Source organism: Paraeggerthella sp., assembly GCF_048427265.1.
Classification (GTDB): domain Bacteria; phylum Actinomycetota; class Coriobacteriia; order Coriobacteriales; family Eggerthellaceae; genus Paraeggerthella; species Paraeggerthella hominis.
On record NZ_DBFOSR010000117.1, the window covers coordinates 1 to 26161 of the forward strand.

The following is a 26161-nucleotide window of genomic DNA, read 5'->3' on the forward strand; positions in this document are numbered from 1 at the left end:
TGATCTCGTTGCCGATGGTGAGCAGGATGTCGCGGGGCGGCATGCAGGTCATCATGGAGTCGTTGCGGAAGTCGGGCGTGCCGATGGCCTGGTTCCACTGCAGGGGCGTCGGGCGGTCGACGACCACGCCGCGCTCCTCGACGGCCTTGACGAGGTTCTCGAGGCAGGCGTTGCCGACCTCGACCGTGCGCAGCGGGCGAAGGCCCCACATGCCGCGCATCTCGGAGTCGACGGGAACCTTCTCGGAGGTCGCGGGCTCCTCGGGCGGGATCATCGAGTTGTCGCAGCGGCCGATGATGACGCGCTTCAACGGATCCCAGTCGTTCCAAGAATTGACTATCTTCGCCATGACAGTCTCCTTTCTCCGGCAGCGCATCCTGCGTTGCCGCCAAGGTTTTCGGGTGGCATGTCCACCTCTGTGAAGATATTGTGATGGCCGCCGCGCGGCTGTTCAAAGGTCGTGGCGCGGCGGGTGTCGTGGGGGGTTTGCACAAGGCCCGCAGTATGTCCGTGTTGCGGAATCAAAGGGGATGCATGTAAACTAGACCGGACGATTGTGCAAGAATGTAACGTGCTGTCAGGCGTTTTTGTGGGGTATGTTTAATTCGGTGGACAGATTTCTTGCAGGGGACTGGGTAAGGGAACGTTCAAAGAGGAGGCTTTGCATGCTGCCGGATCTTGCGCATGGCCAGGATATTTTCGGGTCGCCGGAGTTGCGAACGAAAATGAAGATACTGCATGCTGTCGACAAGTCGCTCGATCGCATCACGATTGCCGAGATATGCGAGAATGCCGGCATCTCGCGCCAGACGTTCTACCGCCATTTCCAAAGCAAGTACGACATTCCCTGGTGGCACTCCATCTTCTGTCGACAGTTCTACCTGAACGAGATCGGGAGAACCGTCGACTGGAAAACGGGGTACTACCACCATCTACGCTTGATCGATCAGGAGCGCGATTTCTACCGCAAGTCGATCCAGTACAGCATCAACACGCCTTTCGGCCAGACGGTCATGCCCGAGAACCGTAAGACGGTTCTGCTGGAAACGCTTGAAAAGTACCGCCACGTTACCGTGAACGACAACATGCGCTTCATCGTGGAGATTTTCTCGAAGCTGGAGTGCGAGGTGCTCAACGATTGGTTCCGATCCGATGCGCCGACCGACCTGGTGCGCTGGACCGACGACCTGGTCAGCTTGGTGCCCGATCGCCTGTATCGCGCGTTGCGGGTGGAAGAGCCCGGGTCGTCTCAGTAGGAGGGGCTTCGCTCGGCTTGCGGCGCGCTGCGGGGCGCGGTGCGTGCGTTGGCGTGCGCTGCGCAGAGCCTCGAGGTGCGAAGAATCGGTTCGGCTTATCATGCATTTCTTGCGGGCGCTTTGCGAATCGCGAGCGATGTCGTACAATACTCGGGCACGTTTTCGCAACGGGCCAGTGTGGCGCAATGGTAGCGCAACAGTTTTGTAAACTGTGGGTTGCAGGTTCGAGTCCTGTCACTGGCTCCACGAAACACCAGGCCGGGCGCATGCAGCGCTCGGCTTTTTTGTGCGTTGGGGGCACGATACCCCGCAGCGCCCCGCGAATTCGGGTGCTTAAAACGAAAAGGCTCGTGTTCCCGAAGTCCCTTAAAGCTCTCTTAATTTTTCTTAACCTGCGGAAACGAAAGCTGACCTTTCGTCGTGCCGTTTCGCCTGCTTGGCTACCATGGGCTGGCAACGGAAAGATCGGGGGTCTGCGCGGCCGCCGGGGAAGGGGTCGAAGGTCATGGGCGAGGTATCGGCGGGCGGGCGGTCCGTGCTGGGGAGCCGCGGAATCTCAGGGGCGCTGTTCGCGATTTACGCAGTGGTGCTCGTGTGGGCGATCCTGTTCAAGATGCAGGTTTCGTTGGACGTGTTCGGTACGATGCGCAGCGTGAACGTGGTGCCCTTGGCGGGCGCGCTGGTTGTGAACGGCGAGCCTGATTATTCCGAAGTCGTGCAGAACCTAGTGGTCTTCGTTCCGTTCGGCCTGTACATGGGAATGCTGTTGGGAAAGCGACCGCTCGCGATCGGCTTGGCGTTTGCGGCGGCGACCAGCTTGGCGTTCGAGGTGCTGCAGTTTGCTTTTGCGGCGGGAGCGTCGGATGCGACCGATCTGATTGCCAACACGCTTGGCGCCGCGGTTGGTTTGGGATTGTACGCGGTGACGCGAAGAATCGCGGGGTCGGATGCCCGCGCGCGGCGCGTCTGCAATACGGTGGGCCTGTGCTGCACGTTTCTTGTCGTTGGCTTTATCGGCCTCGTGTTCATTGCCAATAGCTGATCTTCCTGCTACGTTTTTGCTCGTTGTCTCCCCCGAGGAGCGGTCGAGGTTGTATACTCCCCGAGAGAGTTTTATGCGCGTGCACGCGCAGGCAAGGCATGCGGGGGAGGAGGGCCGATGAATCCGCTCTTTGGGCAAGCGATCGAATTCGTGGCCGATACCGTTCGGCTGTTTTATTCCGGCACGGCGATCGACGTCGTGCTCTCTCGCTTTACGGACGATTTTTCGTGGATAGGCGCAGGCGAGGTTGAGTTTTTCACGGACAAGGCCGCCATCGTGGCGTACTTCGTCGAACAGGCGCCGCTCACTCCCGCCTGCGTGGTTTCCGACGAGGAATTCTGCTTGGCAAGCACTACGAGCGAAACGTGCCTGGTCATGGGTCGTTATCGCGTTCGCACGGATGAGAGCACGGGCATGGTTCTCGAGGAGCACCAAAGGTGCAGCTATTATCTGGTCGAATCCGACGGACGGTTGCTCATCCGCCATGTGCATGTGTCCAATCCCTACCAGGCGATGAAAGACGAGTTGTACTTTCCGTTCGAGGCGGGCGCTCAAAGCTACGAGTACTTGCAGCGGCTGCTGCGCGAGAAGACTCAAACCCTTGAATTGGAACGGGAGCGGTATCGAATCGCGCTGCGCAGCGTGACGGACGTTCTGTTCGAGTACGACAACGTGCAAGATGTTTTGGTCGAATACGAGCGAATCTCCGGTTCGGGCGAAGAGCTGTCCAGCGAGGAGCGGCGCTTCCCCTGCTACTCGGATATGATCAAAAAGGGAACGCGCATGCGCACGGAAGATTACGCTCGGCTTTCCGAGGCGCTGCAGTCAGAGGATTCGGCTGTTATGGAGGTTCGCCACGTGGTGCCGATACACGGGGGCGAATGGCGATGGGTTCGCATACACGTCACGCTTCTTCGCGACCGGAACGGCAGCGTGGCGAAAACGGTGGGAAGCTGGAAAGACATTACCGACGAGCGTCGCTTGATCGACGATCTGGTGGACCAGGCGCGGCGCGACCCGCTTACGAAGCTGTTCAACCAGGGAACGGTATCGAGCTTGGTCGATCGGGCCTTGCCCGCTTGCCTGACGAACGGCTGCGGGGCGCTGCTCGTGTTCGACGTGGACGATTTCAAGCTGGTCAACGATACGTTCGGGCATCCGGTGGGAGACGACCTGCTTGTGCACGTCGCGCAGGCGATGGAGTCGACCCTGGAGGGCGAGGCACGGACGGCCGCGCGTGTGGGCGGCGACGAGTTCGCGGTGTTCCTGCCCGATGCCGATCGCTCCCGCGCTTGGGAGTTCGCGTGCGAACTGGGTCGAAAGGCGGAATGCCTGCAAGGCTTCGACGGCCCCGTGACGTTGAGTGCAGGATGCGCGCTTGCGGGGCTGGACGCCGATACGTACGAGGGGTTGTTCCGCGTTGCCGATCGCGCGCTGTACCGGGCCAAGCGCGCGGGCAAGAACCGCGTGCGCTTCGTCGACGTGTCCGACCGCTAGCGTTTCGACAGCTGTGCGGCGATCGATTTCTCGAAATCGGACGCATTGTCGGGCGAGACGTTTATGGCTCGCACTGCGCGCGGCTTTCCAAGAAGGGTCCGCATGATGCGCGGTTCGTGCAGCACGATCCAACAGGGCCGCGCGCCCATGACGGCCATGTTCAGTCGCTCGCTCTTGGGAACGTCGGGTTCTTCCCGGCGGTCGATGCGCGCTATGGAAGCGAAGGGCACGCGCTCGCTGAAGTAGGCTCCCCAGCGCACCGTTACGGACGTGTCGTCCACCAGAAGAGGGTTGAGGACCACCGCCCTCGTATTCCCGATGAACCAAACAAGCGTGTAGGCGGTAAGCACGGTCAGCGCGATGGCGGCCGGTTCGCAATATTTCGCCACCAGCAAATGCGTGACCAGGGCCTCGATGGGAAGCAACGCCATGATCACTCCTGAAAGCGCCAGGTACCCGCTTTCCTTATGGCAGGAAAACGGACGGGCGCCGTTGGGCACGTCGGCCTTCGAGCGCCATGAGGCAAGCACGTAATACCAGATAGAGCATTCGAGCGCGCAGAGGCGCGATGCGGTCTCGTTGCGGCTGAGCTCGAAAAACGGCTTTTCGAACCATACTATCGGGCGGGTGGATTCTTTTCGCGCCGCGCGAAAAACGCGCAAGAAGCGGGCGATCTCGCGTACAAGGATGATCGCTTCCACGGCGAGCATCATCGGAAGCAGCACGGTCAGCAGGGAAAACGATCCGGGCTGCATGACCAGCATCGACACGACGAAGCCTGCGTATACGATGGGGATCGCGGCTACGGGCGATAGCTTGCGGGGCTTGATCACCAGCAAGTAGAAAGCTGCGGGCACGCACACCATCAGATCGAAAGGCACGGCGATGTTGGCAGCGAGGGTGCGTCCTTCGTTCGGAACGAACGCAAGGCAAACCGCGTCGATCGTGTAAAGGGCAAGGCATGCAAGCAGGCCCGCCGTCAGGGGTAGATTGCGGTTGCGACCAGATGAGGGCGGTAGCGTGAACGTTGCGTTCATGGATCCTCCGATCATGGGAGTCGTTTGGTCAAGGATAGCAGGCCGTTTCGGTTGCGAGGGGTTGACTGAAGCGGCCTGCGGTCAACAAGCCCTCGCTTGCGTCAAGCGGCGGTGTTCTCTCATACTGAGTTCAAGCCCGCGCATGCGCTTGGGCCGTACAGCCGTCGCAATCTTCAGAAAGACCGACCATGAACGATATCAACATTGGAAACGTTATTGCACGAGAGCGTCGAGCGATCGGCGTGACGCAAGAGGACCTGGCTGCGCACATGGGCGTGACGAAGGCTGCCGTGTCGAAGTGGGAGCTGGGGCAAAGCCTGCCCGACACGACCCTGCTGCCGCGCATCGCGGCGTACTTCGATCTTACGCTCGACGAGCTGTTCGACTATCGTCCTCAGGTGAGCAAGGAACGCGTGCGCGAGCTGTACGCCGAGCTGCTCGAGCAGTTCGGCGATGATCCCGATGCTGCGTACGAGCGTATGGAGGATCTTGCGGCGTCGTATTATGCGTGCTGGGATTTGCTCGTGCATATAGGGATGCTCTACGTCCTTCGAGCGACGGCGGACGAAGAGCGTCGGGAAGAGAACGTGCGGCGCGCCGGCGCGCTGTTCGATCGCGTGGAAGCTTGCGCGGAGGACCTTGAGCTGATCAGGAACGTGAAGATCATGCGCGCTTCGATGATGACGGTATCGGGCGACGTGGAAGCCGCGATCCGTCTTTTGGAAGCGCTCAAGCCCGATCGGTGCGCCCCGATCGACGACATGCTGGCCGGGTTGTACGACATGAAGGGCGACCGGGAGTCTTGCTTGCGCCTGCTTCAAGAGTCGCTGTATTGCGGATCTACCGGCGCGTTCAACAGCATTGTTTTCCAGCTGTCGATCGAGGAGGACCGCCAGCGCGTCGAGGCGCTGGTGCGGGCGGGCGAAGCGATGGTCCGAGGGTTCGCCTTCGAGGACGACAATCCGATGATGGTGGGCATGTTCTGGGGAGACGCGTTCGCGGCGTTTCTGCGCGCGGGCGACGAGGACCGCGCTTCAGCGTGTCTCGAGCGGTTCGTCCTCCTTTTGGAAGGCATGGACGAGGATGCGATGCCGAAGCCGCCGTCCGATGTTCTTTTCGATCGGCTTTCCGGCGCGAGAGGGCAGGATCCGTCGACGCCGCGCATGGCTCAAGCCCTGTTCGGAAAAGCGGGGTTGAAGGGTCAGGTTCGAGACGGCGTCCTGCGCGACGGCGTGCTGGATGGTCTCGAGCGCTCGCCGCGTTTCTCGGGCTTGCTTGCCCGACTGAAAGCGCTATGATGCGTCGCGAAGGAGCGTGAGAGCATGGATGTCGAGGCAGTGGAGAAGACGCCGGCGCTGCGGGCGGAGGGTCTTTCGTTTCGCTATGCGCGAAGCGAGGTGTGGAGCGATGTGGCTTTTCGGATCAATCCTGGTCAGATTGTTTTTCTGACCGGCCCGAACGGGTCGGGGAAATCCACGCTGCTCAGATGCTTGGCGGGATGGAGCATGCCGAGCGAAGGGACGGTCGAGGTGTTCGGGCGGCCGTTCGACGGTTCGGATCGCGCTGTGCGTCGAGAGATCGCCTTTGTGCCCGACGTGCCGTCCTTTTACGACGATTTAACCGCCGCTGAGCATATTCGCTTCGTACTCGATGCGAACCGCGTGCCCGATGCCGCCGACGAGGCTCGGCGATTGCTGGACGACCTGGGGCTCGCGGCGCATGCGGATCGGTTCCCTTCGTCGTATTCTCGCGGCATGCGATTGAAGCTGGCGCTCGTGCTGGCCTTCATGCGCAAGCCGCGTCTGCTGTTGCTGGACGAGCCGTACGGACCGCTTGACCGAGATGCGTCGCGACGGTTGAGCGCTTTGCTGTCGGCTGCTCGCGCCGACGGTGCGGCGGTGCTGGTCAGCTGCCACCACAACGTCCCTGATTTGAATCCCGACCTGTTGCTGCATCTTGAGGGCGAGCGGCTGTCGACGGTGCGCGACGTGCGGCCGGGCGATCTTTTCGACGGCTTCGAGCGAGGCTGATCGGCATGGGCGATGTGCGATTGCTTCTGCGGCTGCGCGTGCGGCACGCTCGCACGTTCCTGGTGCGGGCGCTGCACGCTACGGGTTCCGACCTTGTCGACGATCGCGGGTGGGGAGAGCGGAGCTACCAAGCGTACATCGTAGGGTTCATAGGGATATGCTTGGCTATGATGTGGCTCTGGCTGCTCGATACGGTGCGGGAGGCATTCGTCGCATTGGGTCCTGACCTGGCCCTCGGCGTTCTTCTGCTTACGTTCGCGGTGCCGGCGGTCGTGTTCGCGGTGAGCTCGTTTCGGGGGTTGCGCGCATCGTGGGTCAAGCTTTCCCATCCCGATATCGCCTACGTTGCCGCAAGTCCCATCGGGTCGACGGCGCTCGTCGGCGTATCCGCTGCAATAACGATGGTCGCGGGAGGGGCCGTGGCGGCGCCTGCGGGCTATCTGCTCGCCGTTGGGATGCGAGCGGCTTTGGGGTGGTTTGTCGACCCTTTGACGACGGCCCTGATCGCTTCGCTGTGGACGGCGGTTCCGCTTGCGGCAGGCAGGGTCGTGGGAGCGGCGCGCCTCGCCTTGCCGCGCACGATTCGCCGTTGGAAGGCTGTCGCGATGCTCGCTCTTGCGTCGCTGGCCGCGGTTGTGGCGTATGGAGCGCTTGCGATTGCCTGGGCTCCCGGTGCGCTTGCGCAATCGAACGCCGTCGTGCAGGCGGTTGCTGCTGCCGTAGGGCTGCTTGTCGCGGGGTTCTTGGCGTTGTTGCTGCTGGCGAAGCGGGTCGATAGGGTGCGCATGGTGGAGGAGAACGCCCTGTACGCCGATACGTGCTCGTTCGGGTTTTTCTCGCTGCTTGATTCTACGACGGTGGGGGATTACCGCCGTCGCTGCAAGTTGGCTCGGCGCGGTCCGTTTTTGCGGTTGCCGCAGGCTGCGGGTCCTGCTGCGCTCGTGGCGCGCGCGGCGCTTTCCCTGGTGCGCCAGTACGAGGGCCTGCCGGCGCTTTTGATGCTGGGGGCAGGGATAACGCCTTTCGGCGTGAGCGCGCTGCTCGGCGGGTACGGCGTTGCGGGGCCGGTATTCTGGTTGGCGATGCTGGTGGGCCTGGCATCGACGGCGCGCGAGGTCACGCGTGCGTTTCGCGACGATATGCGCGTGCGGCTCGTGCGCGATCAGCTGCCCTACGGAACGCTCGCGTTGCTCGTGGGCGACTCCTTGCCGGCGTTTTGCTTAGTGACGGCAGTCTCGTGCGCGACCGTTCCGTTTACGTTGCCTGCGGGCGCGCCTGTTGCGCCGGCGTTGGTCCTGGCGGTTGCGCTGAACGCCGCCGTCGTGCTCAGCTTCGGCTTGGAAGCCGTGCGCCTGCGCTCGAGCAGCATGCGACCGTGGGGCGAAGGGGGCCTTGCGATCGTTGGGTCTTTGTGCGGCTTCGCCTCGCTTTTGGCCGAACCGTTGCTGGTGGTGGCTGCCGCCATCGTCGCCTGCGCGACGATGGCGCGCATGATTCGGCGCGGATCGGAATGCGTGCGTTAGCTTCGGCGCAGGTATCGCGCTGTTTCCGTTTCGGCTGACTTCAGCTTGGCGGGAGTTCCTTCGAACACGATGCACCCACCTTTGCGGCCTCCTTCCGGCCCCAGCTCGATGACCCAGTCGCTGCGCTTTATCACGTGCGCGTTATGCTCCACGATGATCGCGGTTCCGCCTGCGTCCACCAATCTGTCTACAAGGTTCAAGAAGTGCTCCACATCCTGGGGATGCAGACCTCGCGTAGGCTCGTCGAGCAGATACAGACTCGACTTCGACGAACCCGTTATCAGCTCCTTTGCAAGCTTCAAGCGCTGGGCTTCGCCTCCGGAAAGCGTTGCGAGGGTTTGTCCCAGCTGCACGTAGCCCAAGCCCACGTCTTCGAGCAAGCGAAGCGCGCGCGCCGATTTCGGAAGCGCTTCGAAGGCGCTTGACGCCTCGTCGACGGGGAGGGCCAACGCCTCGTCGATGGAAAGCCCGTTATAGCGCACGTCGAGCACTTCTTCGGAGAATCGCCTACCGTGGCATGCGGGGCAGGTTGTTTCGACGTCCAGGAAGAACAGCATGTTGCTGCTTACGCGCCCGAGCCCTTCGCAGCGCTCGCATCGCCCGCCCGGGGAGTTGAACGAGAAGCTGCGCGCTGTCAGCCCGGCGGCCTTCGCCTGCGCGGTGGCGGAGAAGGCTTTGCGGATGCCTTCGTAGACGCCTGCGTACGTGGCCACATTTGAGCGCTTCATGCGGGCAAGGGGCGTTTGGTCGACTTGGATTATCCGGTCGAAACGATCCAGGCCCGCAACGGCGTTTTGCGTGCCGGGACGGTCTCCTTGAGCTATCAGGTCGAACACGAGCGTCGACTTTCCCGACCCCGATGGCCCGCATACGGTGACCAGGCATTGCTCGGGTATTCGCACGTCGATGCCCTGCAGGTTGTGCACGCGGGCGTTGCGCACTTCCAGCGCCGTGCTTGCGAAGGGGCGAAACGTGGTTTTTCCCGGTCGAGGGGCTTTCAGCCAGGAACCCGTGACGGAAGCGCCGGAGCGCTCTATCTCCTCAACGGTTCCCTGTGCTACGACGCGCCCGCCGCGGCGTCCCGCGCCCGGTCCCATGTCCACGATGAAATCCGCTTCGCGCATCACGTCGGGGTCGTGCTCGATGACGAGCACCGTGTTGCCCTTGTCGCGGAGCTGTTTCAACGTTGCCGTCATGCCTGCGGTGTCTCGCGGATGCAGGCCCGCCGTCGGCTCGTCCATGATGTACACGACGTCGGTCAACTCCGAATCGAGCACGGCGGCCAGGCGCATGCGCTGCAGTTCGCCGCCCGAAAGCGTAACGGTTTGGCGGTCGAGCGAAAGGTAATCCAAGCCAAGCGATCGAAGACGGTTCAGTTTCGTTTCGATGTCGCGCAGGTGGTCCTCGACGAGCGGTCGATGCTCGCAAGAAAGCGCGCCCGCCAGGTCTGCGACCCAGGATTGCAGTTCGTCGAGCGTCGCGCTCGCCAATTCCGGCAGGCGCATGCCGTCGATATGCGCCTGCCTGCCGGCTGTTCCCAGCCGCTCTCCATTGCATGCGGGGCATTCCGCGGAGGCGAAGTACGCTTGCGCAAGATCGTCGCGCGCGGCGCCCTCTCGTTCGGCAAGACGGCGCATGAGCAGGGGTTCTACGCCCTCGAACCGGCCTGCGGCAACGGTTTTCGGCGGCTCGACGTTTGGAAGCGCCTGCGAGAGCGCAGGGCTTTCCGTGCCTTGCAGCAGGATTTCTCTCTGCAGGCTGTCGAACTGGGCGACGGGCAGGCTCTTTGCGTCGGGCAGACCGTAGTGGCGAAATGCGCGCTGCAGTGCATCGGCTTGGTAGGCTTGGTATCGATGGTTCCAGGCGTCGACCGCTCCGTCTTCCACCGACCGATCCTCGTGCAGGACTCGGCTCCAGTCGATGGCGAGCGTCTTGCCGATTCCTTCGCATACGGGGCAGGCGCCTTCTTTCGTGTTGAACGAGAACTCGGTGCGCGTGATCTTGCGCATGCGGTGCCCGCATAGGCTGCAGCGCATGAACACCAAGAACTCGTCGCCGTCTCGTTCGGTTTCTTCCTGGCAATTGGCTGCGCAGATCTCTTCACCGCAGCATGGGCATGCGCGCACATGCAGCTTTTCGAACACCATGCGCAGATCGGTGTAGATATCGGTTGCGGTGCCTACGGTGGAACGGGGGTTTCTGTTGACGTCGGACTGCGTTACCAGAACGGCAGGGGAGGCCCCCGTTATGCGTTCGACGCGCGGCTTTCGAATGCCTTCCATTCCCATCGCTTCCAAATACTGGCGCTGGCATTCGTTGAACAGCACGTCTACGAGAAGCGTCGACTTTCCCGAACCGGAAAGTCCGGTGAACACCGTCAGGGCGCGCTTCGGAATGTCCAGGCAGACGTCGGCAAGCGTTCCTTCGGTGGCGTGGCTGACGGTGATGTTCGACATGGTATTCATTCGCTTTCCACGGTGCAGGTTTTCAGGGCGAGTTGGCGAAACGTGGCATGCTCTTCGGCAAGCCGTTCGAGCTGAGCCTGCCTTGCGGGCTCGAGGGGTTCCCATAGGCGTATCGAGACGTCAAGGGAGCTCTTCGCCGTCCTTGCGTTCCATACCCCGATGATGCGGCCCTCGTCGAGCACGACGCCTGGATTGCCCACGGTTTTCCATGCGAGCCTTCGTCGCTGGGGATCGGGCAGGATGATTTCGCGATCTCGCAGGTCAAGGTAGGGATCATGCGCCCCTAGCAACAATAGGCGTGCGGCGGGCCGTTCGGCTTGTCGCAGGTTGTCGATATCGAGAGCGTGGATGAAACGCTTCTTTCCGTCAACGGATACGGCGAAAAGCTCGTCTTCGATGGACGACCAGAGCCGTTTGGCTTGAGCCTTGGAGCTGCCGAGCCATGCGGCGAAGGAGCCGAGCGTGGTCGGTCCGTAGCAATGGAGGAACTTCCGAGCAAGCTGCTTCCCTGCAGCGGGGGAGGGTGCGGGTGCATCCCGCCGCCCCGTCCATGCTCGGTACGATGAGAACGAAGGGATGGACCCTTCGCGTCTGCCGAAGACGACGAGCGATTTGAACGAGCATGGGCGCAGCAGAAACGAAACGGCGGCCTGACCGACGGTCTGCTTGTCGGGATTGCCGTACATGGACGGATCGCGCCATGGACCGAGCGCGCCTTGCGGCAGGTCGGCCTCGATCGCGTCCGCAATTGCGCGGTCGAGGGAATCTTTGCCTTCGATCGTTCGGTCGTCGAGCAGTTTCGCGGCCTTTTCCACCAGAGGCAGCAGATCGCCGAACGACATGCCCACATGATCGAGCGCGCCCGATGCGCCGCGCGTGTAGATCCAAGGCTCCTCGTCGGGCTCGGCGACGAGCGCTGTTAGGAACGCGTCGCGTTCGTCTGCGGGGAACACGACGGGCGCCCCGCGAAAGCTCCATGCCTGTACCAGGGTTTTCCGCTCGTACAGCTGCTCGCGCAGGTGGGTCAGGGTGCACCCTTCTACGCGGTTGAACAGCGCGGTTTCCCACGCTCCGGGCGGCGTGTTCTGCAGTCCGCAGGCTCCGGCAGCTTGCAGCAGCTGATCGATGGAAACTTTCCGATCCAGGTGATGGGCGCGCAGTCGGTACGATCGTACACGCGCGTTGTCGATGGCGTTGATGGCTCCGTCCTCCTTCGGTGGCCGTGCGCTGAAACGGTGTTCGGCGGGGTCTATTCTCTCATAGTGGCCACGTCGCCGTGCACGGTGACGGCTTGAGCGTTGCCGATGGGCATGAGCGCAAGGCTTGTTCCGTACGAAGCGACGATGCTTTCGGTCGCCGTCTCGAACGGCGCGCTTGCGTAATGGGGCAAGGGATAGAAGTCGATGGCGTTCAGCGCTTCGAAGTCGGGTAGATCGGGCGCCTCTTCGCGGTTGTCCATAGCTTGGGCGTACTCGATATTCGGCGATAGGATCATCGACCCTGCCGATTCCCCGATATAGAGTTTGCCTGACTCTATCTGTGCGGCTATCATCTTGTCGGCTCCGGTTCGCCGCATCTCCTGAAGCAGGAAAAACGCGTTTCCTCCCGAAACGTAGATGCAATCGCTGTTTTCGAGCGCAGCCGCCGCTTCCGAAGCGGTAGCCGTTGAAAGCTCCAGCTCGCTGATGACGAGGCCGCGCTTCGCCAGGGCCGCCCTTCCTGCCTCTACGTAGAAATCGACGCTTTCGTGCAGCGCTGCCGTGGGGATGAACGCGACGCGCTTGCCTTGCAGGTCTTCGGCCGCGAAGTCGTCGAAGATGTGCGCAACGTCCTCGAACGAGGAGGACAGGAAAAGACGTTTCATAAGCTCCCTTTCTTTCGGTGCGCGAAGCGGGCGGGGCGGCGGCTCCTAGGCTTTGCGCGACTGGCGATCAACGACGATGCCGACATGCTGGTTTCGATTTCCGTCGAACGGGCGCGGGTTCGGAACCGGATGCCTTCCGAGAGATTTTCACGCTTTGTTCGATTGACTTTTGAAGCCTATCATGCGAACATTAGTTCGTATAATACGACGAGAGGTGCAAAAGAGTCAAGGGGGCGTCGAGAACCATTGGAGCGCATTATTCTGCACAGCGACATGAATTCCTTCTACGCCAGCGTGGAGCAGGCGCAGCGGCCCGAGCTGCGCGGCAGGCCCGTGGTGGTTGCGGGCAAGGAGGAATTGCGGCACGGCATCGTGCTCACGAAGAGCGAAGAGGCGAAGGCGTACGGCATCAGGACGGCCGAGACGTTGTGGCAGGCGCGCAAGAAATGCCCGGACCTCGTCGTGCTTCCTCCGCGCTACAAGCTGTATCGAGCGTATTCGGAAATGGCGCGCGCCGTGTACAATCAGTACACCGACTTGGTCGAACCGTTCGGCTTAGATGAAAGTTGGCTCGATATCACCGGTTCGATGCGACGGCGCGGATGGGATGCGTACGAGGTCGCCCAGGAGATCGGCAGCCGTATGAAAGAGGAGCTGGGCGTGACGGTGTCGATCGGGGTGAGCTGGAACAAAGTGTTCGCGAAATTCGGCAGCGACTACAGAAAGCCCGATGCGATCACCGTTATCGACCGCGCGAACTACCGTGACGTGGTGTGGACGGCGCCCGTTCGCTCGCTTTTGTACGTGGGGCCGGCAACCGAGCGCAAGCTGCACGGTTCGGGCATCCTCACCATAGGGGACTTGGCCCACGCGTCCGATGCTTATTTGCAGCGGCGGTTCGGCAAGATCGGGTTCATGCTGCGCACGTACGCGCGCGGTGAAGACGATACTCCCGTCAAGCCGTACGATCCGGACCGGCGCGACGTCGATCGCACGGTCAAGAGCTACGGCAACGGGCTGACCGCGCCGCACGATATCGTATGCGAGCGGGATGCGAAGGCTCTCATCTGGCTGCTGTCGGAGTCGGTGGCGCAACGTTTGCGCGAAGACGGCGTGCGCGCGAGAACGGTGAGCATCGGCGTTCGCAGCGGCCTTGATCTGTCCGGTTACGGGCGGCAGGCGAAGCTGCGCCGTCCCACGGCGGCCACGCTCGAGATCGCGCAGGCGGCCTGGGGACTGCTGCGAGCCAACGAAGCGCTCGATGAAGGGCATCCGGTGCGCGCGCTGCACGTGCGTGCCTCCGACCTCTCGTCGATGCGCGAGCCCGTGCAGCTCTCGTTCGTCGACGACGGGCGTGCGCATCTGGAGGATCTTGATTTCGCGATTGACGACTTGCGGCGTCGCTACGGCAACACGTGCGTTGTGCGCGGGGCGGAGTTGGCCGACGAGACGCTTGCCGGCACCGACATCAAAGACGAGAACACCGTGCATCCCGTCGGCGTACTGCATCGTTAGAGAACGTCATGATGCAGACGACAATGCGGAAGGCGCCGCCGCGCGATGGGCGCGGCAGGCGAAAACGCTACGTGGAAGTGGTCGCCCGTCATTTTGAGGACGGCAAGCTGGTTCCTTTGACCATCGCGTGGGACGACGGGCGCGTGTTCGCGATCGATCGCGTGCTGGACGTGCGTCAAGCCGCCTCCCTCAAAGTGGGCGGCATGGGCACGCGTTTCATCGTGCGCATCGGCTCACGAACCACCTGCCTGTTTTTCGAGGGGCCTCGCTGGTTCGTGGAGGAGATCGTGCCGGAAGAGGCGTCTTCTGCGCGCGAGGAGGATGGACTCGCGTGCGGGACGGATGCCTGGGACGTCTGGGGAGCTTGAGGTGTTCGCGGCGGACCGCCGCACGCTTTTTGCGGATTCGGGTAGAATGCGCGGTGCGAGAAAGGGTTTCTATGGATGAGCGACTGAGCATAGCAGTGCCGGAAGAGCGATCGGACGATGTGATTTCCGCGCTTGCGTCGATATGGGAGGCTTCGGTTCGTGCGACGCACGACTTCCTGACGGAGGAAGACGTTGTAGCCCTTCGCCCCGAAGTGCGTTCAGGGCTTGCGGGAGTGGAGGTTCTTGAAGTCGCCTGCTTGGACGGTGAGCCGTGCGGCTTCTCGGGTGTGCAGGGCGGCAAGCTGGAGATGCTGTTCGTGGCGCCCCCGGCGCGCGGCCGCGGTGTGGGAAAGGTGCTTCTTGCGCGCGCGGTCGAGCTGCACGGAGCGACGCGGCTCGACGTGAACGAGCAGAATCCCCAGGCCGTCGGCTTCTACCGGCACGAGGGTTTCACGGTGTCCGAGCGCTCTGCCGTAGACGATGCGGGTCGCCCGTTCCCGCTGCTTCGCATGAGCCTCGACTAAGCGTTGCCGAGAGCCGTCTGCCGCGATCGTTCGCCGGTTGGGGTGCCGTCTTGAGCGGGCGGGGCGGACGGGAGGGCGGCATCTCGTCCACGCCGGGCTCAGCCCGGCGGCGGCCGGCGGCGGTCCGCTTCCTTTTCGTCTTGTGCTTTCGGGTTGCATGAGCGGAGCCTCTGCGGGCATCAGGTAGAATGAACGTGATCGGAAGGAGACTGTATGCCCGAAACCGCGCAGCGCCTGCGTTCCGCCAACCCCGGTATCCCCGGTGAGCTTGTCGACGTTGCCAGCTTGTCTTCGTGGATTGAAGATGCAGACGGCGATCTGCAGATTTCTCACGTGCGTGTAACAGGGGACGGTTCGGTCGGGGAAGATTTCGGGTTGCTTGATCTTTCGGGATCGCGCGTCGAAGGGTGCTCCTGCATAGGGTGCGACTTCGCGCGCTCCACGTTTTCGGACGTGGCGTTTTCGAACTGCGACTTTTCCAACAGCTCGTTTTCGGAGGCTAATTTCACGCGCTGCACGTTTGCTTCGTGCAAGTTCACTGGAGCCGACCTGTCGGAATCCGTGCTCGTGCGGGTTGAGCTGCGCGACTGCACGTTCGCTTACGCGTCGTTCGCGAAGGCTCGACTGGCGGATTTTCTTGCGGTTTCGACGGATTTCTCTCAATCCGATTTTTCCGAAGCGCGTCAGAAGCGCGTTTCGTTCGATGATGCGCGCTTTGCGGGGACGAGCTTTTTCCGGGCAAGCTTGGACGGCGTCGACTTCTCGACGTGCCAGCTATCGGACATCGTGTTGTCGGACACCATGAGCGAGTTGCGCGGATGCTCGATGGACCTGTTCCAAGCGGCGGGCATCGCCCGGCGCCTCGGCGTGAACGTCAAAGGCTAGGAGACAGCGGGATGAGCGAGGAGCGGCTTGGACTGACCGCAGAGGACGTGGCCCTCCGCGTTGCCGAAGGGGCGGTCAACGTTGACGCCGGCGTGAAGACGCGCTCCGTCAGGCAGATCGTCGTGGAAAACGTTTGCACGCTGTTCAACCTCATCAACGTGGTGCTGGCGTTGTTCGTGCTGATCACCGGGTCGTACAAGAACATGCTGTTCATGGGCGTTATCGTGTGCAACACCTTGATCGGCATCGTGCAGGAGGTTCGTTCGAAGAAGACCACCGACGCCCTGTCCATCGTGGCCAGTTCGAAAGCCACGGTGTTGCGCGACGGCGTTCGGGTGGAGCTTCCCCTCGATCAGCTTGTGCGCGACGACGTCATAGAGCTGGGCCGCGGCGATCAGGTTCCCGCCGACGCCGTGGTGGTGTCGGGCGCGTGCGATGCGAACGAAAGCCTTCTGACCGGCGAGAGCAAGCTCGTCAAAAAGACGGTGGGCGACGAGCTTATGAGCGGATCGTTCGTGAACGCCGGCGTTGCGTGGGCGCGCGTGGTGCATGTGGGGGCCGAGAACTACGCTGCGAAGATCAGCGCCGAGGCGAAGCGGCGGAAAGCCGTGAACTCCGAGATCATGAACAGCCTGAACGGCATTATCAGGTTCGTGAGCTTCGTCATCTTCCCGCTGGGCGCGCTCTTGTTCGCGCGCGAGCATCTTCTGTCGGGAACCGAGTTCAACAGCGCTGTTCTGTCCACCGTGTCGGCGCTGGTGGGCATGATTCCCGAGGGTCTTATCTTGCTCACCTCCACGGTCTTGGCCGTGGCGGTCGTGCGCCTGTCCAAAAGCCGCGTGCTGGTTCAGCAGCTGTACTGCATCGAAACGCTTGCCCGTGTTGACACCCTGTGCCTGGACAAGACGGGCACTATCACGACGGGAAAGATGGAGGTCGTGGCCGTAGAATGCGTCCCCGGGGCTGACGAGGCCGAAGCGGATGCGGCGTTTGCCTCCCTTGCGCGCGCCGACGAAGATCCGAACGATACGGCGTTGGCCATTCTGGACCATTACGCGGGATCTGCCGTGAAGTCCTACGCCTCGACACGTGCGATACCGTTTTCCTCCGACAAGAAATGGTCGGGAGCCACGTTCGCCGACGGCCGTTCGTACGTGATGGGCGCGGGCCAGTTCGTTTTAGGCGATGCGTTTTCCCAGGTGGAGGCGCAGCAGAATGCGCTTGCGGGCGATGCGCGCGTCCTCTTGCTGGCGCGCGTCGACGGCTTTGACGACGAGGGGGCAATCCTCGGTTCGCCCGTTGCCATCGGCTTCGTGGCCATCCACGATCAAATTCGCGCGACGGCGGCGCAGACCATCGGCTACTTCAAAGAGCAGGGCGTCGATCTTAAAGTGCTGTCCGGCGATGACCCGCGCACGGTTTCGGGCATCGCGCGCAAGGTGGGCGTTCCGCGTGCGGACGAGTACGTGGACGCCGCTTCGTTGACCGACGATGCCTCCATAGCTGCCGCCATCGAGCGCTACAGCGTGTTCGGCCGTGTGAAACCCGAACAGAAAAAGGCGTTCGTGCTGGCCTTGCAGGAGCGCGGCCACGTTGTGGCCATGACCGGGGACGGCGTGAACGATACGCTTGCGCTCAAGCAATCGGATTGCAGCGTGGCTATGGCTGCCGGGTCGGATGCTGCGCGCAACGTGGCGCAGCTGGTGCTGGTGGACAACGATTTCGCCGCCATGCCGAAGGTGGTGGCAGAGGGGCGACGCTCCATCAACAACCTGCAGCGGTCCGCTTCGCTGTTCCTGGTGAAAACGCTGCTGTCCATGACGCTTGCGGTGCTGTTCATCTTATTGCCGTGGCAGTATCCGTTCCAGCCCATCCAGATGACGCTCATCAGCGCGTTCACTATCGGCATTCCGTCGTTCGTGCTGGCGCTCGAGCCGAACAAGGACCGCATCAGAGGGCGATTCCTCGAGAACGTGATCGTGCGGTCGGTGCCGAGCGCCGTGTGCGCGGTGCTTTCGGTTCTGGCTGCGAACGTTGCGGGGTACGGGCTTTTGCACATCGGCTACACGCAGGTTTCCACCCTGTGCGTGCTCTTGACCGCCTGGGTGGGCATGCTGCTGATCGTGAAGCTGTCCGTGCCGTTCACTCCGTTGCGCGCCGCGCTGTTGGCGGTTGTGGTGGGCGGCACGACGCTGGGCGCCACGTTGTTTTCCGGCCTGTTCGGGATCGAGCCGTTCACGTTCGAGATGGCCGTGCTGTTCGCGATCGTCGCCGCTTCGGCCACCGCTTTGTTCCGCGTGCTGTACGCCGCGATGGACGTGTGGCACGCGGAACGCCTGGCGGAAACGGTGTAAGCGCGTTCGCGGCGATGCGCTATCTCCAGCCGCGGCCTCGGGTGCGCATGGACCGCGAGAACGCTGCTGCGCTTCGGGCCGCCGTTTTGGGCACGAAGCGATTCTCAAGTGCGGTTACCGCTTCCGAATTATCGTAGCTTTCCAGCGTGGTTGCGGGAATCTTCTTGCCGAGCAGCTTCTCGATCTCCAAAAGCTCAGGCTTCGCTTCGGGGCTTACGAACGAGATCGCGCAACCGGTTTTGCCGGCGCGTCCCGTGCGCCCGATACGGTGCACGTAGTCTTCGGGAGATTCGGGCAGGTCGTAGTTGACCACGTAGGCGATGCTCGACACGTCGATGCCGCGCGCCAGGACGTCGGTGGCGACGAGCACGTCGACCGTTCCCTTGCTGAATGCGTCGAGCGCGCGCTTGCGCTGCGCCTGCGTTTTGTCGGAATGTATGGAATCCGCGCGATAACCAGCCCTGACCAGTTGGTTCATGCAGATTTCCGCACGCGTTTTCGTTCCGGTGAACACGATGACGCGCTTGCTGCCGCGCTCTTCGAGCAGGGCAAGGAGCAATGCGGGCTTTTGCATCTGCCCGATGGGGACGATGAACTGATCGATGGTCTCTGCCGTTTCGCCCTTGTGGGCGATTTCCACGAACGCGGGATCGCGAAGCATTTGCGCGACGTTGTCCATGATCCGTCGGTCGAGCGTGGCCGAGAAGAGCAGCGTTTGACGGCGAGCTGGCGTTGCGGCGACGATCTTTTTCATGGTCGGCCAAAAACCCATGTCGAGCATGCGATCGGCCTCGTCGAGCACGAGTACTTCCACGTCGTCAAGCTTGACGACGCCGCGCTCCATAAGGTCGTGGAGCCTGCCCGGCGTAGCCACAAGAACGTCCACGCCGCGTTCGAGCTTGCCGAGCTGCTTTTTGTACGGAACGCCCCCTACGACGGTAACCATGCGTCGCCCCGATCCCTTCGCAAGCTCGACGCAGGCGGCGTCAATCTGCTGGGCGAGCTCGCGCGTCGGGCTGACCACAAGCCCGCGCGGCCGTCCGGGGCGCTTGGCGCGACCGATGCGCTCGATCATGGGCAGCGCGAACGCTGCGGTCTTGCCGGTGCCGGTGGTTGCCGCCGCCACAACGTCGCGGCCTTCCAGGGCAAGGGGTATGGCCTGCTCCTGCACTTCGGTGGGCGTGGCGAACCCCATCTTGCGAACAGCTGCCAGCGTGGTCTCGGACAAGCCGAGGTCTTGAAACGTTGCGCTCAAACCGCATCTCCAAACCGTACGGAGCACGCGCGACGGCGCGTTGCTCGGCGTTGCTTGCGGAATGCCCGGTGATGGATTCCGCTCGTGAGAGTCTATGATACTGCATTCTTGGACTTGCGGATAAGACGAAGGGCGAGGCGAGGGTCGGGGTCGATGTTTCGTCCGTCAGCCTTGCTGTCTGCGATGGCGTTCTCGCTTGGCTGCGTACATGGCCTCGTCGGCGCGCTCCATGAACGATCGGCGCGTGTCGCCCGCCTGCAAGTACGCGATCCCGTAGCTTACGGTGATGCCGAACGGCAGGGATCCGTTTTCGAAGCGATGTCGTTCGGCATCGGCGATCGTCGTTTCCAGAAACTCCAAATCCTTGCGATCGAGGCCGTGGGGGGCGCAGAGGAAGAACTCGTCGCCCCCGAAGCGACCGGCCCATCCGTCTTCGAGCGAACGGGCGACCTTCTTGAATTGCTGGGCAAGGTGGAGCAGCACGTCGTCGCCGGTGCTGTGCCCGTGATTGTCGTTGATCTCTTTGAACAGGTCGACGTCGATGGCCACGAGCGCTGCGGGACGGCCGTCTTCGGCCAGCTGGTCTTCGGCTTGGCTCGCCAGCGTTTCCAATTCGCTGTGGATGAACGTCTTGTTGTACAGCATGGTGAACGCATCTCGCACGGCCAGCGTATTGAATCGGTCGATCATGCTGGTGATCTCTATGTTCTCATGGGCTATCTCATCGGTTACCATGAGGCTGCTCGTTACGTCTTTGACCAACTCGAGCGCGTAGGGCCTCCCCGCGATTACCGTGGGGAGGCTGCTTATCAGCAGCACGCGGCCGTTGAGCTGCTCCATCTTGATGACCTGCTCCTGCTTATCCAGGCAAGCTTGGGACGTGCAGTTTTCGCAAGGCCTCTTGCGACCCCAAACGCGGTAGCATAGGTCCTCGCTGCACACGGGGACGTCGCTTTCGCTGCACGCGGAGTACGAATGGACGAGGTTCGTCTTCGTATCCACCAAGCGATAGCTGTCGAACAGCGCGACGCCCACGGCGTAGTCGCGCAGGTCCGTATGCAGGTCCGAGTAGGGGTACATGATTGGGCTACAGGGTCGCGAAGTTCCAGGAACCCATGTACTTGATCTGCTCTTCGGTCAGCGTGTCGATCTCGATGCCGAGCGTTTCCAGCTTGACGCGGGCAACGCCGTCGTCAATGCTCGCGGGCACGTCGTAGACCTTGTTCTCAAGCTCGCCGGCGTGCAGGTACAGGTACTCGGCAGCTAGCGCCTGGTTGGCGAAGCTCATGTCCATGACCGACGCGGGGTGTCCTTCTGCGCATGCGAGGTTCACCAGGCGTCCCTGCGCCAGCACGATCACCGTGCGACCGTCCGCCAGCGTGTACTCCTCGACCAGCGGTTTGATCTCCTCTTTCTTGACCGCATGCTGCTCGAGCCATTCCAAGTTGATCTCGGAGTCGAAGTGACCGGAGTTGCATACGATGGCGCCGTCCTTCATGTTCTCGAACGCGGGGCCGTCGACCACCTTGCAGTTGCCCGTGACCGTTACCCATACGTCGGCAAAGCGCGCGGCGTCCTCCGCCTTCATGACCTGGAGGCCTTCCATGTGGGCTTCGAGCGCCTTGAGCGGATCGATTTCGCATACGATGACGTTCATGCCCATGCCGCGGGCGCGCAGGGCAAGGCCGCTGCCGCAGTAGCCGTAGCCCGAGATCACGATGGTGCGCCCGCACAGCAGGCGGTTCGTGGCGCGGACGATGCCGTCGAGGGTGGACTGGCCGGTACCGTAGTGGTTGTCGAAGCAGTGCTTCGTGTTGGCGTCGTTGATGTTGAACACGGGATAGGCGAGCGTGCCTTCAGCCGCCATGGACATGAGTCGAACGACGCCCGTGGTGGTTTCCTCGGTGCCGCCTATGACGTGCTGCAGCTTGTCGGTGAACGTGGTGTGCAGCGCCGTGTCGAGGTCCGCGCCGTCGTCCATGATGATCTGCGGGTTGGTGGCGATGACCGCCTCGAGGTGCTTCTCGTAGGTTTCCATGTCCTCGCCGGCCACGGCGTGCACGCTCACGCCGAAGTCGCGCACAAGCGAGGCGGCGGTGTCGTCTTGCGTGGACAGCGGGTTGGAGGCGCACAGCGCGACGTGCGCGCCGGAAGCCACGAGCGCGCGCATGAGGTTGGCCGTTTCGGTGGTCACGTGCATGCACGCGCCGATGCGCACGCCTTCCAAAGGCTTTTCGCGCTCGAAACGCTCGCGGATAGATGCCAGCACGGGCATGTCGCGATCGGCCCATTCGATGCGCGCCAACCCGTCGTCCGCCAGTGCGATGTCTTTGATGTCGTGATTCAAGGATTTGCCTCCCGATGCTCGTGCGATGGTTCGTTTGATTGCGTGGGTAAGCGTATCACACGCTGCAGGGGAAGGGGCCCTTGAAGCGCGTTTCATAAAACGGACGAACCGCACGCTGCGGGTGCGTTTGTGAAGTTCGTATGCAGAACCTGTGTGAAGACCGGTGATTTATTGAGTCGAAACCGAAAGAAACGGTAACGAACGGACTCAGTGCTGCCCCAAAGGGCTTTGCAGTCGCTATACTTTCAAAAGTTTGCTGTGTGCCCTTTGGGCCGCATTTGGCGTGCGCTTCCACTGGGGGGAGCCGAATAAGGAGCTAAGGTGCTAGACCAGTTTTTTTCGCAGATCTCGTTCGTCGACGTGTTCAACTTCTGCGTGTTCATCACGTTCACGATCTGCTACACGTATCAGCTGTACTACGTGTTCGTCGTGCTTACGCGCAAGCCCAAGGAGCTGACGGCCAAAAAGAACCACAAGTTCGCAGCCGTCATTTCGGCGCGCAACGAAAGCGCGGTCATCGGCGACCTCATCCATTCGATCAAGGTGCAGAACTATCCGTCCGAGCTCATCGACGTGTTCGTTATCGCCGACAACTGCACGGACAACACCGCTCAGGTAGCGCGCGAGGCCGGCGCCATCGTGTTCCCGCGTACCAACGACAAGGAAGTGGGGAAGGGCTACGCGCTCGATTACGGCTTCCAGGTTATTCGCGAGCAATACGCCGACCGCGGTTACGAAGCGTACTTCGTGTTCGATGCGGACAACGTTCTTGACGTGAACTACTTCCGCGAGATGAACAAGACCTTCGACAACGGCGCGAAGGCGTCCACCAGCTACCGCAACTCGAAGAACTACGATTCGAACTGGATTTCCGCCGGCTACGCCGTATGGTTTTTGCGCGAAGCGAAGTTCCTGAACCAGGCGCGCCTCACGCTCAACACGAGTTGCGCCGTGTCGGGCACGGGCTTCTTCATCGCCGCCGACGTGATCGAGCGCCATGGCGGTTGGAAGTGGCACCTGCTGACCGAGGACATCGAGTTCTCCGCGAACAGCATTCTGGAGGGGCAGCGCATCAGCTATTGCCCCACGGCTATTCTCTATGACGAGCAGCCCACGACGTTTCGCGATTCCTGGAACCAGCGTTTCCGCTGGGCGAAGGGTTTTTACCAGGTGTTCTGGCATTACGGCGCGCGTTTGGCGAAGGGCGTCGTCGCCAACCCCAAGGGGTCGCGCTTCGCGTGCTACGACATGCTCATGACCATTGCGCCCGGCATGCTTTTGACCATCGTCTCGGTGACGTTCAACGCGATCATCATCGTTTTGTCCACGATGGGGCTTATGTCCACGGGCATCATGGTGGCTTCGTCGCTGTCCTCGATCTTCTTCTGCCTGATGAACTATCTGGTGTTCATGTTCATGTTCGGCGTGCTGACCACGTTCGTGGAGTGGGACTCCATCCGGTCGACCACGGGCAAGAAGGTCCTCTATATGTTCACCTTCCCGTTGTTCATGCTCACCTACATTCCCATTGCTTTGGTGGCCCTGGTGAAGAAGTGCAAGTGGAAGCCCATTCAGCACAGCATCTCGGTGGACGTGACCGAGTTCTCCGACGCTGCGGCGGCGCAGAAGCGCGAGCGCTCCCTGTAGCCTGCAGCATCGGCAACCAGCTCCAAGGAGCAAGCGCCGGGCTCGCGGCCCCTTACCAGACGCGCGCGAAGGTGAGGCATCGGGCATGCGAGGCGCCCGCTTCGCGCACGGCATCGGCGGCGGAGAACAGCGTGGCCCCGGTGGTGCATACGTCGTCTACCACCAGCGCCGCAGTTGGAACGCTTGCGCCGGGCAAGGGACGAAGCCTTCCATCCATGTTCTCGAGGCGCCCGCGTCGCGCGAGCGTTCTCTGATCCCGGCTGCGGGGGCGCGCTAGCACGGGAGCGACGCTCAAGGACAGCTGCGCTGCCACTTCGCGCGCCAAGTCGTCGCCGTGGTCGAAGCCTCGCCTTCGACGCGCCGCCGACGTTGCGGGGACGCCGACCACCATGGGATTCTCGGCCAGCCACGCGGGAGGGACCGTTCGCGCCATGATCAGGGCCATGGTGCGCGCGAGACGCCGCTCCCCGGCGTCTTTCCAGGTTCGCACGATGCGCGCGGCGGCGTCGTCGTAGGCGACGGCGCTGACGCAGCCGTCGTGCGCGGGCTCTGCTCTTCCGAGCGCGCTCAACGTCACCGCGTTGCATTCGGTGCATTGCGCAAACCCGTACGGCGCGCCGCATCGAGGGCAGGCGCGCCACCAGTCTATGTAGGAAAGGTTCAGCCGGCAGCGATCGCAAAGGGCTTCTCCCGGCTTGTCGCACACTGCGCAGCGCGTAGGCCAGAGCGTTTCCGCAAGAGCCTCGGCCGCGCCGCGTCCGTACGCGGCTGCGACGTGCAGGACCCGCTCCTGCATGCCAGCCGTCCGCTTCGCAAGGCGCTGCGCCTCGGGCGCGTTGCCTGCGCCGTACAGGGGCGTCTCTGCTGCGTTCCATGCCATCATGGTTGGATCGTACCATGTGCTCTCTAGCGCGAATCTGCACGTTTCCGCACGTGTTTCCAGTCTCTTTCCAACGTGGATCCAGCGCAAACCCAGCGAAAACCTAGCGCAGATCCAGCAGGTGCTTTGCGCCGATCCAGCACGGGGAGCGCGGGAGGCCCCGTGCCTTTCTTGAAACTGCAACCGCGTCGTATCGTCGAATCGTGCGCAACGGTTTCCCGCAGATTCTGCGGGCGTGCTTCCGGCTCAATTCATCATCTGATACACTAGCGGATGCTTCTTTCGAGTCTGTAGTTGCGGGTGAAAACCTCAGTCCACGGCAGATGCGGTCGAAAGGACCCACGTAAGCCGCGTGCGCAGCGCGCGACGATCATGGCGTATCCTAGAGGTAAGACGCACCGCCCGTCTATACGCGGCATACCGTCGCGGCGGGCGAGAGGACAATGGCGCAAGCTCGGTTCCAGTGCGCGAGTGTGGGGGCAAAGACTAGGTCAGTCGGAAGAAGCTATCATGAGAGATGCAGTGGATGGAGGCTCTTCGGTTATGAAGCGTTTGAAAACGCTTGCGACGCGCGGTTTCGTCGTCGCTTGCATGGCGGCCCTGGTCGCCTGTATGACGGGCTGCACATCGCAGCAAACCTATACGCCGCCCGAGGCAACGCCGAAGCTCTCGTCTCCGACGATCGCTAAAGAAGGCGTGCTGCGCGTGGGCGTGAACACCAGTAACGTCCCGCTTGCGGGGACGCCCCAGAATTCCACGAAGATCGTCGGCATAGCCGTGGACGTGGCGGCCGCTTTGGCCGACAGCCTTGGCCTGAAGCTTGAGGTCGTAGACGTGGGAACCGATCCGGAAGGCGCTTTGACCGAGGGCAAGGTCGACGTGGTCATGGACGTCGATAAGTCCGACACCGGCAATTCCTTCTGGACTTCGGATGCGTACCTGCCTACCGCGGTGGCCCTGTTCTCCGCTCCTTCCAACACAGCGGTTCCTACCAACGATTCCCAGCCGAAAATCGCGGCTCAGGTGTCCTCTAAGAGCGCGTGGGCGGTTACGAACGAGTTCGATCAGGGAACCATCACCACGACCGAGGATCTGAAGAGCGCGTTCGCCGCTCTTGCGTCCGGCCAGGTGCAGTACGTTGCGGCCGACGCCATCATCGGCACGTACGCGGCGCATAACGCGGGCGACGACGTGAAGATCGTAGCGCTCATGCAGCAGCCGAGCGGGTACGCGGCGGGCGTGCTCGATGGGAACTCCGATTTGAAGCAGGCGATTTCCGACGCGCTGGCCACGCTTGAAGGCAACGGCGTGATCTCGGTTATCGAAAAGAAGTGGCTGGGCTCTGCGCTCGACCTGTCCAGCATTCCGCTGACTGCCGGCGCCGAGGCGTCCTCTTCCAGCAAGACGAATGGAACCACGCCGGCGTCTTCGTCCACGACGAACGTTTCGACGGGCCAGGCGGGTTCGAACTCCGTGTCGCCTTCGAATGCGAGCGCGTAGCGTTTCGCCTTGCGCTGAGTACGGCCTGAACCGCCTGGAGCTTCGAAGTTCCAGGCGGTTTTTTTGTCACTGGTCAAACGTAGGCGTTTGCTGGTTTTGCGCGTGCGGTCGGCGTCGGCTGAACCAGCGGGTCACGTTCGTTTCAACGATGCCTTGATCTGGGGAAATACTG

At 62.2% G+C, this 26161-nt stretch carries 21 protein-coding genes, 1 tRNA gene and 1 pseudogene; 14 read left to right on the forward strand and 9 right to left on the reverse strand.

Going from position 1 to position 26161, the window contains the following annotated elements:
- Positions 1-349: pseudogene (locus ACMNI9_RS10125) on the reverse strand (serine/threonine protein kinase); the annotation flags it as partial.
- Positions 350-665: 316 nt separating this feature from the next.
- Here ACMNI9_RS10125 and ACMNI9_RS10130 point away from each other — a divergent pair.
- From ACMNI9_RS10130 to ACMNI9_RS10145, 4 genes are all read left to right on the forward strand, one after another.
- Positions 666-1256, forward strand: coding sequence for a TetR family transcriptional regulator (locus ACMNI9_RS10130; RefSeq protein WP_114567474.1), 591 nt, complete (start codon positions 666-668; stop codon positions 1254-1256).
- Between the two features lie 171 nt (positions 1257-1427).
- Positions 1428-1502: transfer RNA gene (locus tag ACMNI9_RS10135), tRNA-Thr, on the forward strand.
- A 259-nt stretch (positions 1503-1761) separates the two neighbouring features.
- Positions 1762-2298 (forward strand): VanZ family protein, encoded by a 537-nt coding sequence (locus tag ACMNI9_RS10140; protein WP_225749380.1) that lies wholly within the window; start codon positions 1762-1764, stop codon positions 2296-2298.
- Between the two features lie 117 nt (positions 2299-2415).
- Positions 2416-3795, forward strand: coding sequence for a sensor domain-containing diguanylate cyclase (locus tag ACMNI9_RS10145; RefSeq protein ID WP_225749379.1), 1380 nt, complete (start codon positions 2416-2418; stop codon positions 3793-3795).
- Here ACMNI9_RS10145 and ACMNI9_RS10150 read toward each other — a convergent pair.
- Positions 3792-4847: a hypothetical protein gene (locus ACMNI9_RS10150; RefSeq protein ID WP_418831935.1), complete on the reverse strand. Its 1056-nt coding sequence runs from the start codon at positions 4845-4847 to the stop codon at positions 3792-3794. The genes ACMNI9_RS10145 and ACMNI9_RS10150 overlap by 4 nt on opposite strands.
- Positions 4848-5020: 173 nt before the next feature.
- On the opposite strand from ACMNI9_RS10150, the gene ACMNI9_RS10155 reads away from it, so the two are divergent.
- The 3 genes from ACMNI9_RS10155 to ACMNI9_RS10165 are packed head-to-tail and all read left to right on the forward strand — an operon-like array spanning position 5021 to position 8385.
- Positions 5021-6130: a helix-turn-helix domain-containing protein gene (locus ACMNI9_RS10155; RefSeq protein WP_418831937.1), complete on the forward strand. Its 1110-nt coding sequence runs from the start codon at positions 5021-5023 to the stop codon at positions 6128-6130.
- A gap of 24 nt (positions 6131-6154) precedes the next feature.
- Positions 6155-6862, forward strand: coding sequence for an ABC transporter ATP-binding protein (locus tag ACMNI9_RS10160; RefSeq protein WP_114567468.1), 708 nt, complete (start codon positions 6155-6157; stop codon positions 6860-6862).
- A gap of 5 nt (positions 6863-6867) precedes the next feature.
- The gene (locus tag ACMNI9_RS10165) at positions 6868-8385 is read left to right on the forward strand and encodes a hypothetical protein (RefSeq protein WP_418831939.1); all 1518 of its coding nucleotides are present in this window, start codon (positions 6868-6870) and stop codon (positions 8383-8385) included.
- Here the strand turns inward: ACMNI9_RS10165 and ACMNI9_RS10170 are convergent.
- Genes ACMNI9_RS10170 through ACMNI9_RS10180 form a run of 3 tightly spaced genes read right to left on the reverse strand, consistent with a single transcriptional unit; the run spans position 8382 to position 12714 of the window.
- Positions 8382-10841: an ATP-binding cassette domain-containing protein gene (locus ACMNI9_RS10170; RefSeq protein WP_418831940.1), complete on the reverse strand. Its 2460-nt coding sequence runs from the start codon at positions 10839-10841 to the stop codon at positions 8382-8384. The two genes, ACMNI9_RS10165 and ACMNI9_RS10170, sit on opposite strands and share 4 nt — an antisense overlap.
- Before the next feature lie 5 nt (positions 10842-10846).
- The gene (locus tag ACMNI9_RS10175; RefSeq protein WP_418831973.1) at positions 10847-12103 is read right to left on the reverse strand and encodes a winged helix DNA-binding domain-containing protein; all 1257 of its coding nucleotides are present in this window, start codon (positions 12101-12103) and stop codon (positions 10847-10849) included.
- Entirely contained in the window at positions 12100-12714 is a 615-nt protein-coding gene (locus ACMNI9_RS10180; RefSeq protein ID WP_225749373.1) for a Type 1 glutamine amidotransferase-like domain-containing protein, read from the reverse strand. The genes ACMNI9_RS10175 and ACMNI9_RS10180 overlap by 4 nt, the downstream gene beginning before the upstream one ends.
- Before the next feature lie 246 nt (positions 12715-12960).
- Between ACMNI9_RS10180 and ACMNI9_RS10185 the strand changes: the two genes are divergently transcribed.
- From ACMNI9_RS10185 to ACMNI9_RS10205, 5 genes are all read left to right on the forward strand, one after another.
- The gene (locus ACMNI9_RS10185) at positions 12961-14229 is read left to right on the forward strand and encodes a DNA polymerase thumb domain-containing protein (protein ID WP_225749372.1); all 1269 of its coding nucleotides are present in this window, start codon (positions 12961-12963) and stop codon (positions 14227-14229) included.
- A gap of 8 nt (positions 14230-14237) precedes the next feature.
- Positions 14238-14597 carry a hypothetical protein gene (locus tag ACMNI9_RS10190; protein WP_370632877.1) on the forward strand — a complete coding sequence of 120 codons (360 nt, stop codon included), beginning with the start codon at positions 14238-14240 and terminating at the stop codon, positions 14595-14597.
- A 71-nt stretch (positions 14598-14668) separates the two neighbouring features.
- On the forward strand, positions 14669-15121 hold the full coding sequence (locus ACMNI9_RS10195; RefSeq protein ID WP_181792602.1) for a GNAT family N-acetyltransferase: 453 nt from the start codon (positions 14669-14671) through the stop codon (positions 15119-15121).
- A gap of 213 nt (positions 15122-15334) precedes the next feature.
- Positions 15335-16006 (forward strand): pentapeptide repeat-containing protein, encoded by a 672-nt coding sequence (locus ACMNI9_RS10200; protein ID WP_418831942.1) that lies wholly within the window; start codon positions 15335-15337, stop codon positions 16004-16006.
- An 11-nt stretch (positions 16007-16017) separates the two neighbouring features.
- Entirely contained in the window at positions 16018-18360 is a 2343-nt protein-coding gene (locus ACMNI9_RS10205; protein ID WP_418831944.1) for an HAD-IC family P-type ATPase, read from the forward strand.
- A gap of 19 nt (positions 18361-18379) precedes the next feature.
- Here the strand turns inward: ACMNI9_RS10205 and ACMNI9_RS10210 are convergent, their stop codons facing one another.
- The 3 genes from ACMNI9_RS10210 to ahcY all read right to left on the reverse strand — a co-directional run bounded on the left by ACMNI9_RS10210 (position 18380) and on the right by ahcY (position 21962).
- On the reverse strand, positions 18380-19615 hold the full coding sequence (locus ACMNI9_RS10210) for a DEAD/DEAH box helicase (RefSeq protein ID WP_370632876.1): 1236 nt from the start codon (positions 19613-19615) through the stop codon (positions 18380-18382).
- Between the two features lie 165 nt (positions 19616-19780).
- Positions 19781-20695 (reverse strand): GGDEF domain-containing protein, encoded by a 915-nt coding sequence (locus ACMNI9_RS10215; RefSeq protein ID WP_114567462.1) that lies wholly within the window; start codon positions 20693-20695, stop codon positions 19781-19783.
- A gap of 7 nt (positions 20696-20702) precedes the next feature.
- The gene (gene ahcY, locus ACMNI9_RS10220; protein ID WP_418831946.1) at positions 20703-21962 is read right to left on the reverse strand and encodes an adenosylhomocysteinase; all 1260 of its coding nucleotides are present in this window, start codon (positions 21960-21962) and stop codon (positions 20703-20705) included.
- A gap of 321 nt (positions 21963-22283) precedes the next feature.
- Here ahcY and ACMNI9_RS10225 point away from each other — a divergent pair, with 321 nt between their 5' ends.
- Positions 22284-23609 (forward strand): glycosyltransferase family 2 protein, encoded by a 1326-nt coding sequence (locus ACMNI9_RS10225; protein ID WP_418831948.1) that lies wholly within the window; start codon positions 22284-22286, stop codon positions 23607-23609.
- Positions 23610-23661: 52 nt separating this feature from the next.
- Here ACMNI9_RS10225 and ACMNI9_RS10230 read toward each other — a convergent pair whose 3' ends face one another.
- On the reverse strand, positions 23662-24492 hold the full coding sequence (locus ACMNI9_RS10230; RefSeq protein ID WP_418831949.1) for a ComF family protein: 831 nt from the start codon (positions 24490-24492) through the stop codon (positions 23662-23664).
- A 507-nt stretch (positions 24493-24999) separates the two neighbouring features.
- On the opposite strand from ACMNI9_RS10230, the gene ACMNI9_RS10235 reads away from it, so the two are divergent.
- Entirely contained in the window at positions 25000-25989 is a 990-nt protein-coding gene (locus ACMNI9_RS10235) for a substrate-binding periplasmic protein (RefSeq protein WP_418831950.1), read from the forward strand.
- Positions 25990-26161: the final 172 nt, after the last annotated feature.

Bases quoted from the DNA above. Each gene is read 5' to 3' on its own strand.
- ACMNI9_RS10205 (WP_418831944.1), top strand. From the start codon at position 16,018: ATGAGCGAGGAGCGGCTTGGACTGACCGCAGAGGACGTGGCCCTCCGC.
- ACMNI9_RS10155 (WP_418831937.1), top strand. From the start codon at position 5,021: ATGAACGATATCAACATTGGAAACGTTATTGCACGAGAGCGTCGAGCG.
- ACMNI9_RS10170 (WP_418831940.1), bottom strand. From the start codon at position 10,841: ATGTCGAACATCACCGTCAGCCACGCCACCGAAGGAACGCTTGCCGAC.
- ACMNI9_RS10195 (WP_181792602.1), top strand. From the start codon at position 14,669: ATGGATGAGCGACTGAGCATAGCAGTGCCGGAAGAGCGATCGGACGAT.
- ACMNI9_RS10150 (WP_418831935.1), bottom strand. From the start codon at position 4,847: ATGATCGGAGGATCCATGAACGCAACGTTCACGCTACCGCCCTCATCT.
- ACMNI9_RS10235 (WP_418831950.1), top strand. From the start codon at position 25,000: ATGAGAGATGCAGTGGATGGAGGCTCTTCGGTTATGAAGCGTTTGAAA.
- ACMNI9_RS10200 (WP_418831942.1), top strand. From the start codon at position 15,335: ATGCCCGAAACCGCGCAGCGCCTGCGTTCCGCCAACCCCGGTATCCCC.
- ACMNI9_RS10140 (WP_225749380.1), top strand. From the start codon at position 1,762: ATGGGCGAGGTATCGGCGGGCGGGCGGTCCGTGCTGGGGAGCCGCGGA.
- ACMNI9_RS10180 (WP_225749373.1), bottom strand. From the start codon at position 12,714: ATGAAACGTCTTTTCCTGTCCTCCTCGTTCGAGGACGTTGCGCACATC.
- ACMNI9_RS10215 (WP_114567462.1), bottom strand. From the start codon at position 20,695: ATGTACCCCTACTCGGACCTGCATACGGACCTGCGCGACTACGCCGTG.
- ACMNI9_RS10190 (WP_370632877.1), top strand. From the start codon at position 14,238: ATGATGCAGACGACAATGCGGAAGGCGCCGCCGCGCGATGGGCGCGGC.
- ACMNI9_RS10160 (WP_114567468.1), top strand. From the start codon at position 6,155: ATGGATGTCGAGGCAGTGGAGAAGACGCCGGCGCTGCGGGCGGAGGGT.
- ACMNI9_RS10130 (WP_114567474.1), top strand. From the start codon at position 666: ATGCTGCCGGATCTTGCGCATGGCCAGGATATTTTCGGGTCGCCGGAG.
- ACMNI9_RS10230 (WP_418831949.1), bottom strand. From the start codon at position 24,492: ATGATGGCATGGAACGCAGCAGAGACGCCCCTGTACGGCGCAGGCAAC.
- ACMNI9_RS10165 (WP_418831939.1), top strand. From the start codon at position 6,868: ATGGGCGATGTGCGATTGCTTCTGCGGCTGCGCGTGCGGCACGCTCGC.
- ACMNI9_RS10145 (WP_225749379.1), top strand. From the start codon at position 2,416: ATGAATCCGCTCTTTGGGCAAGCGATCGAATTCGTGGCCGATACCGTT.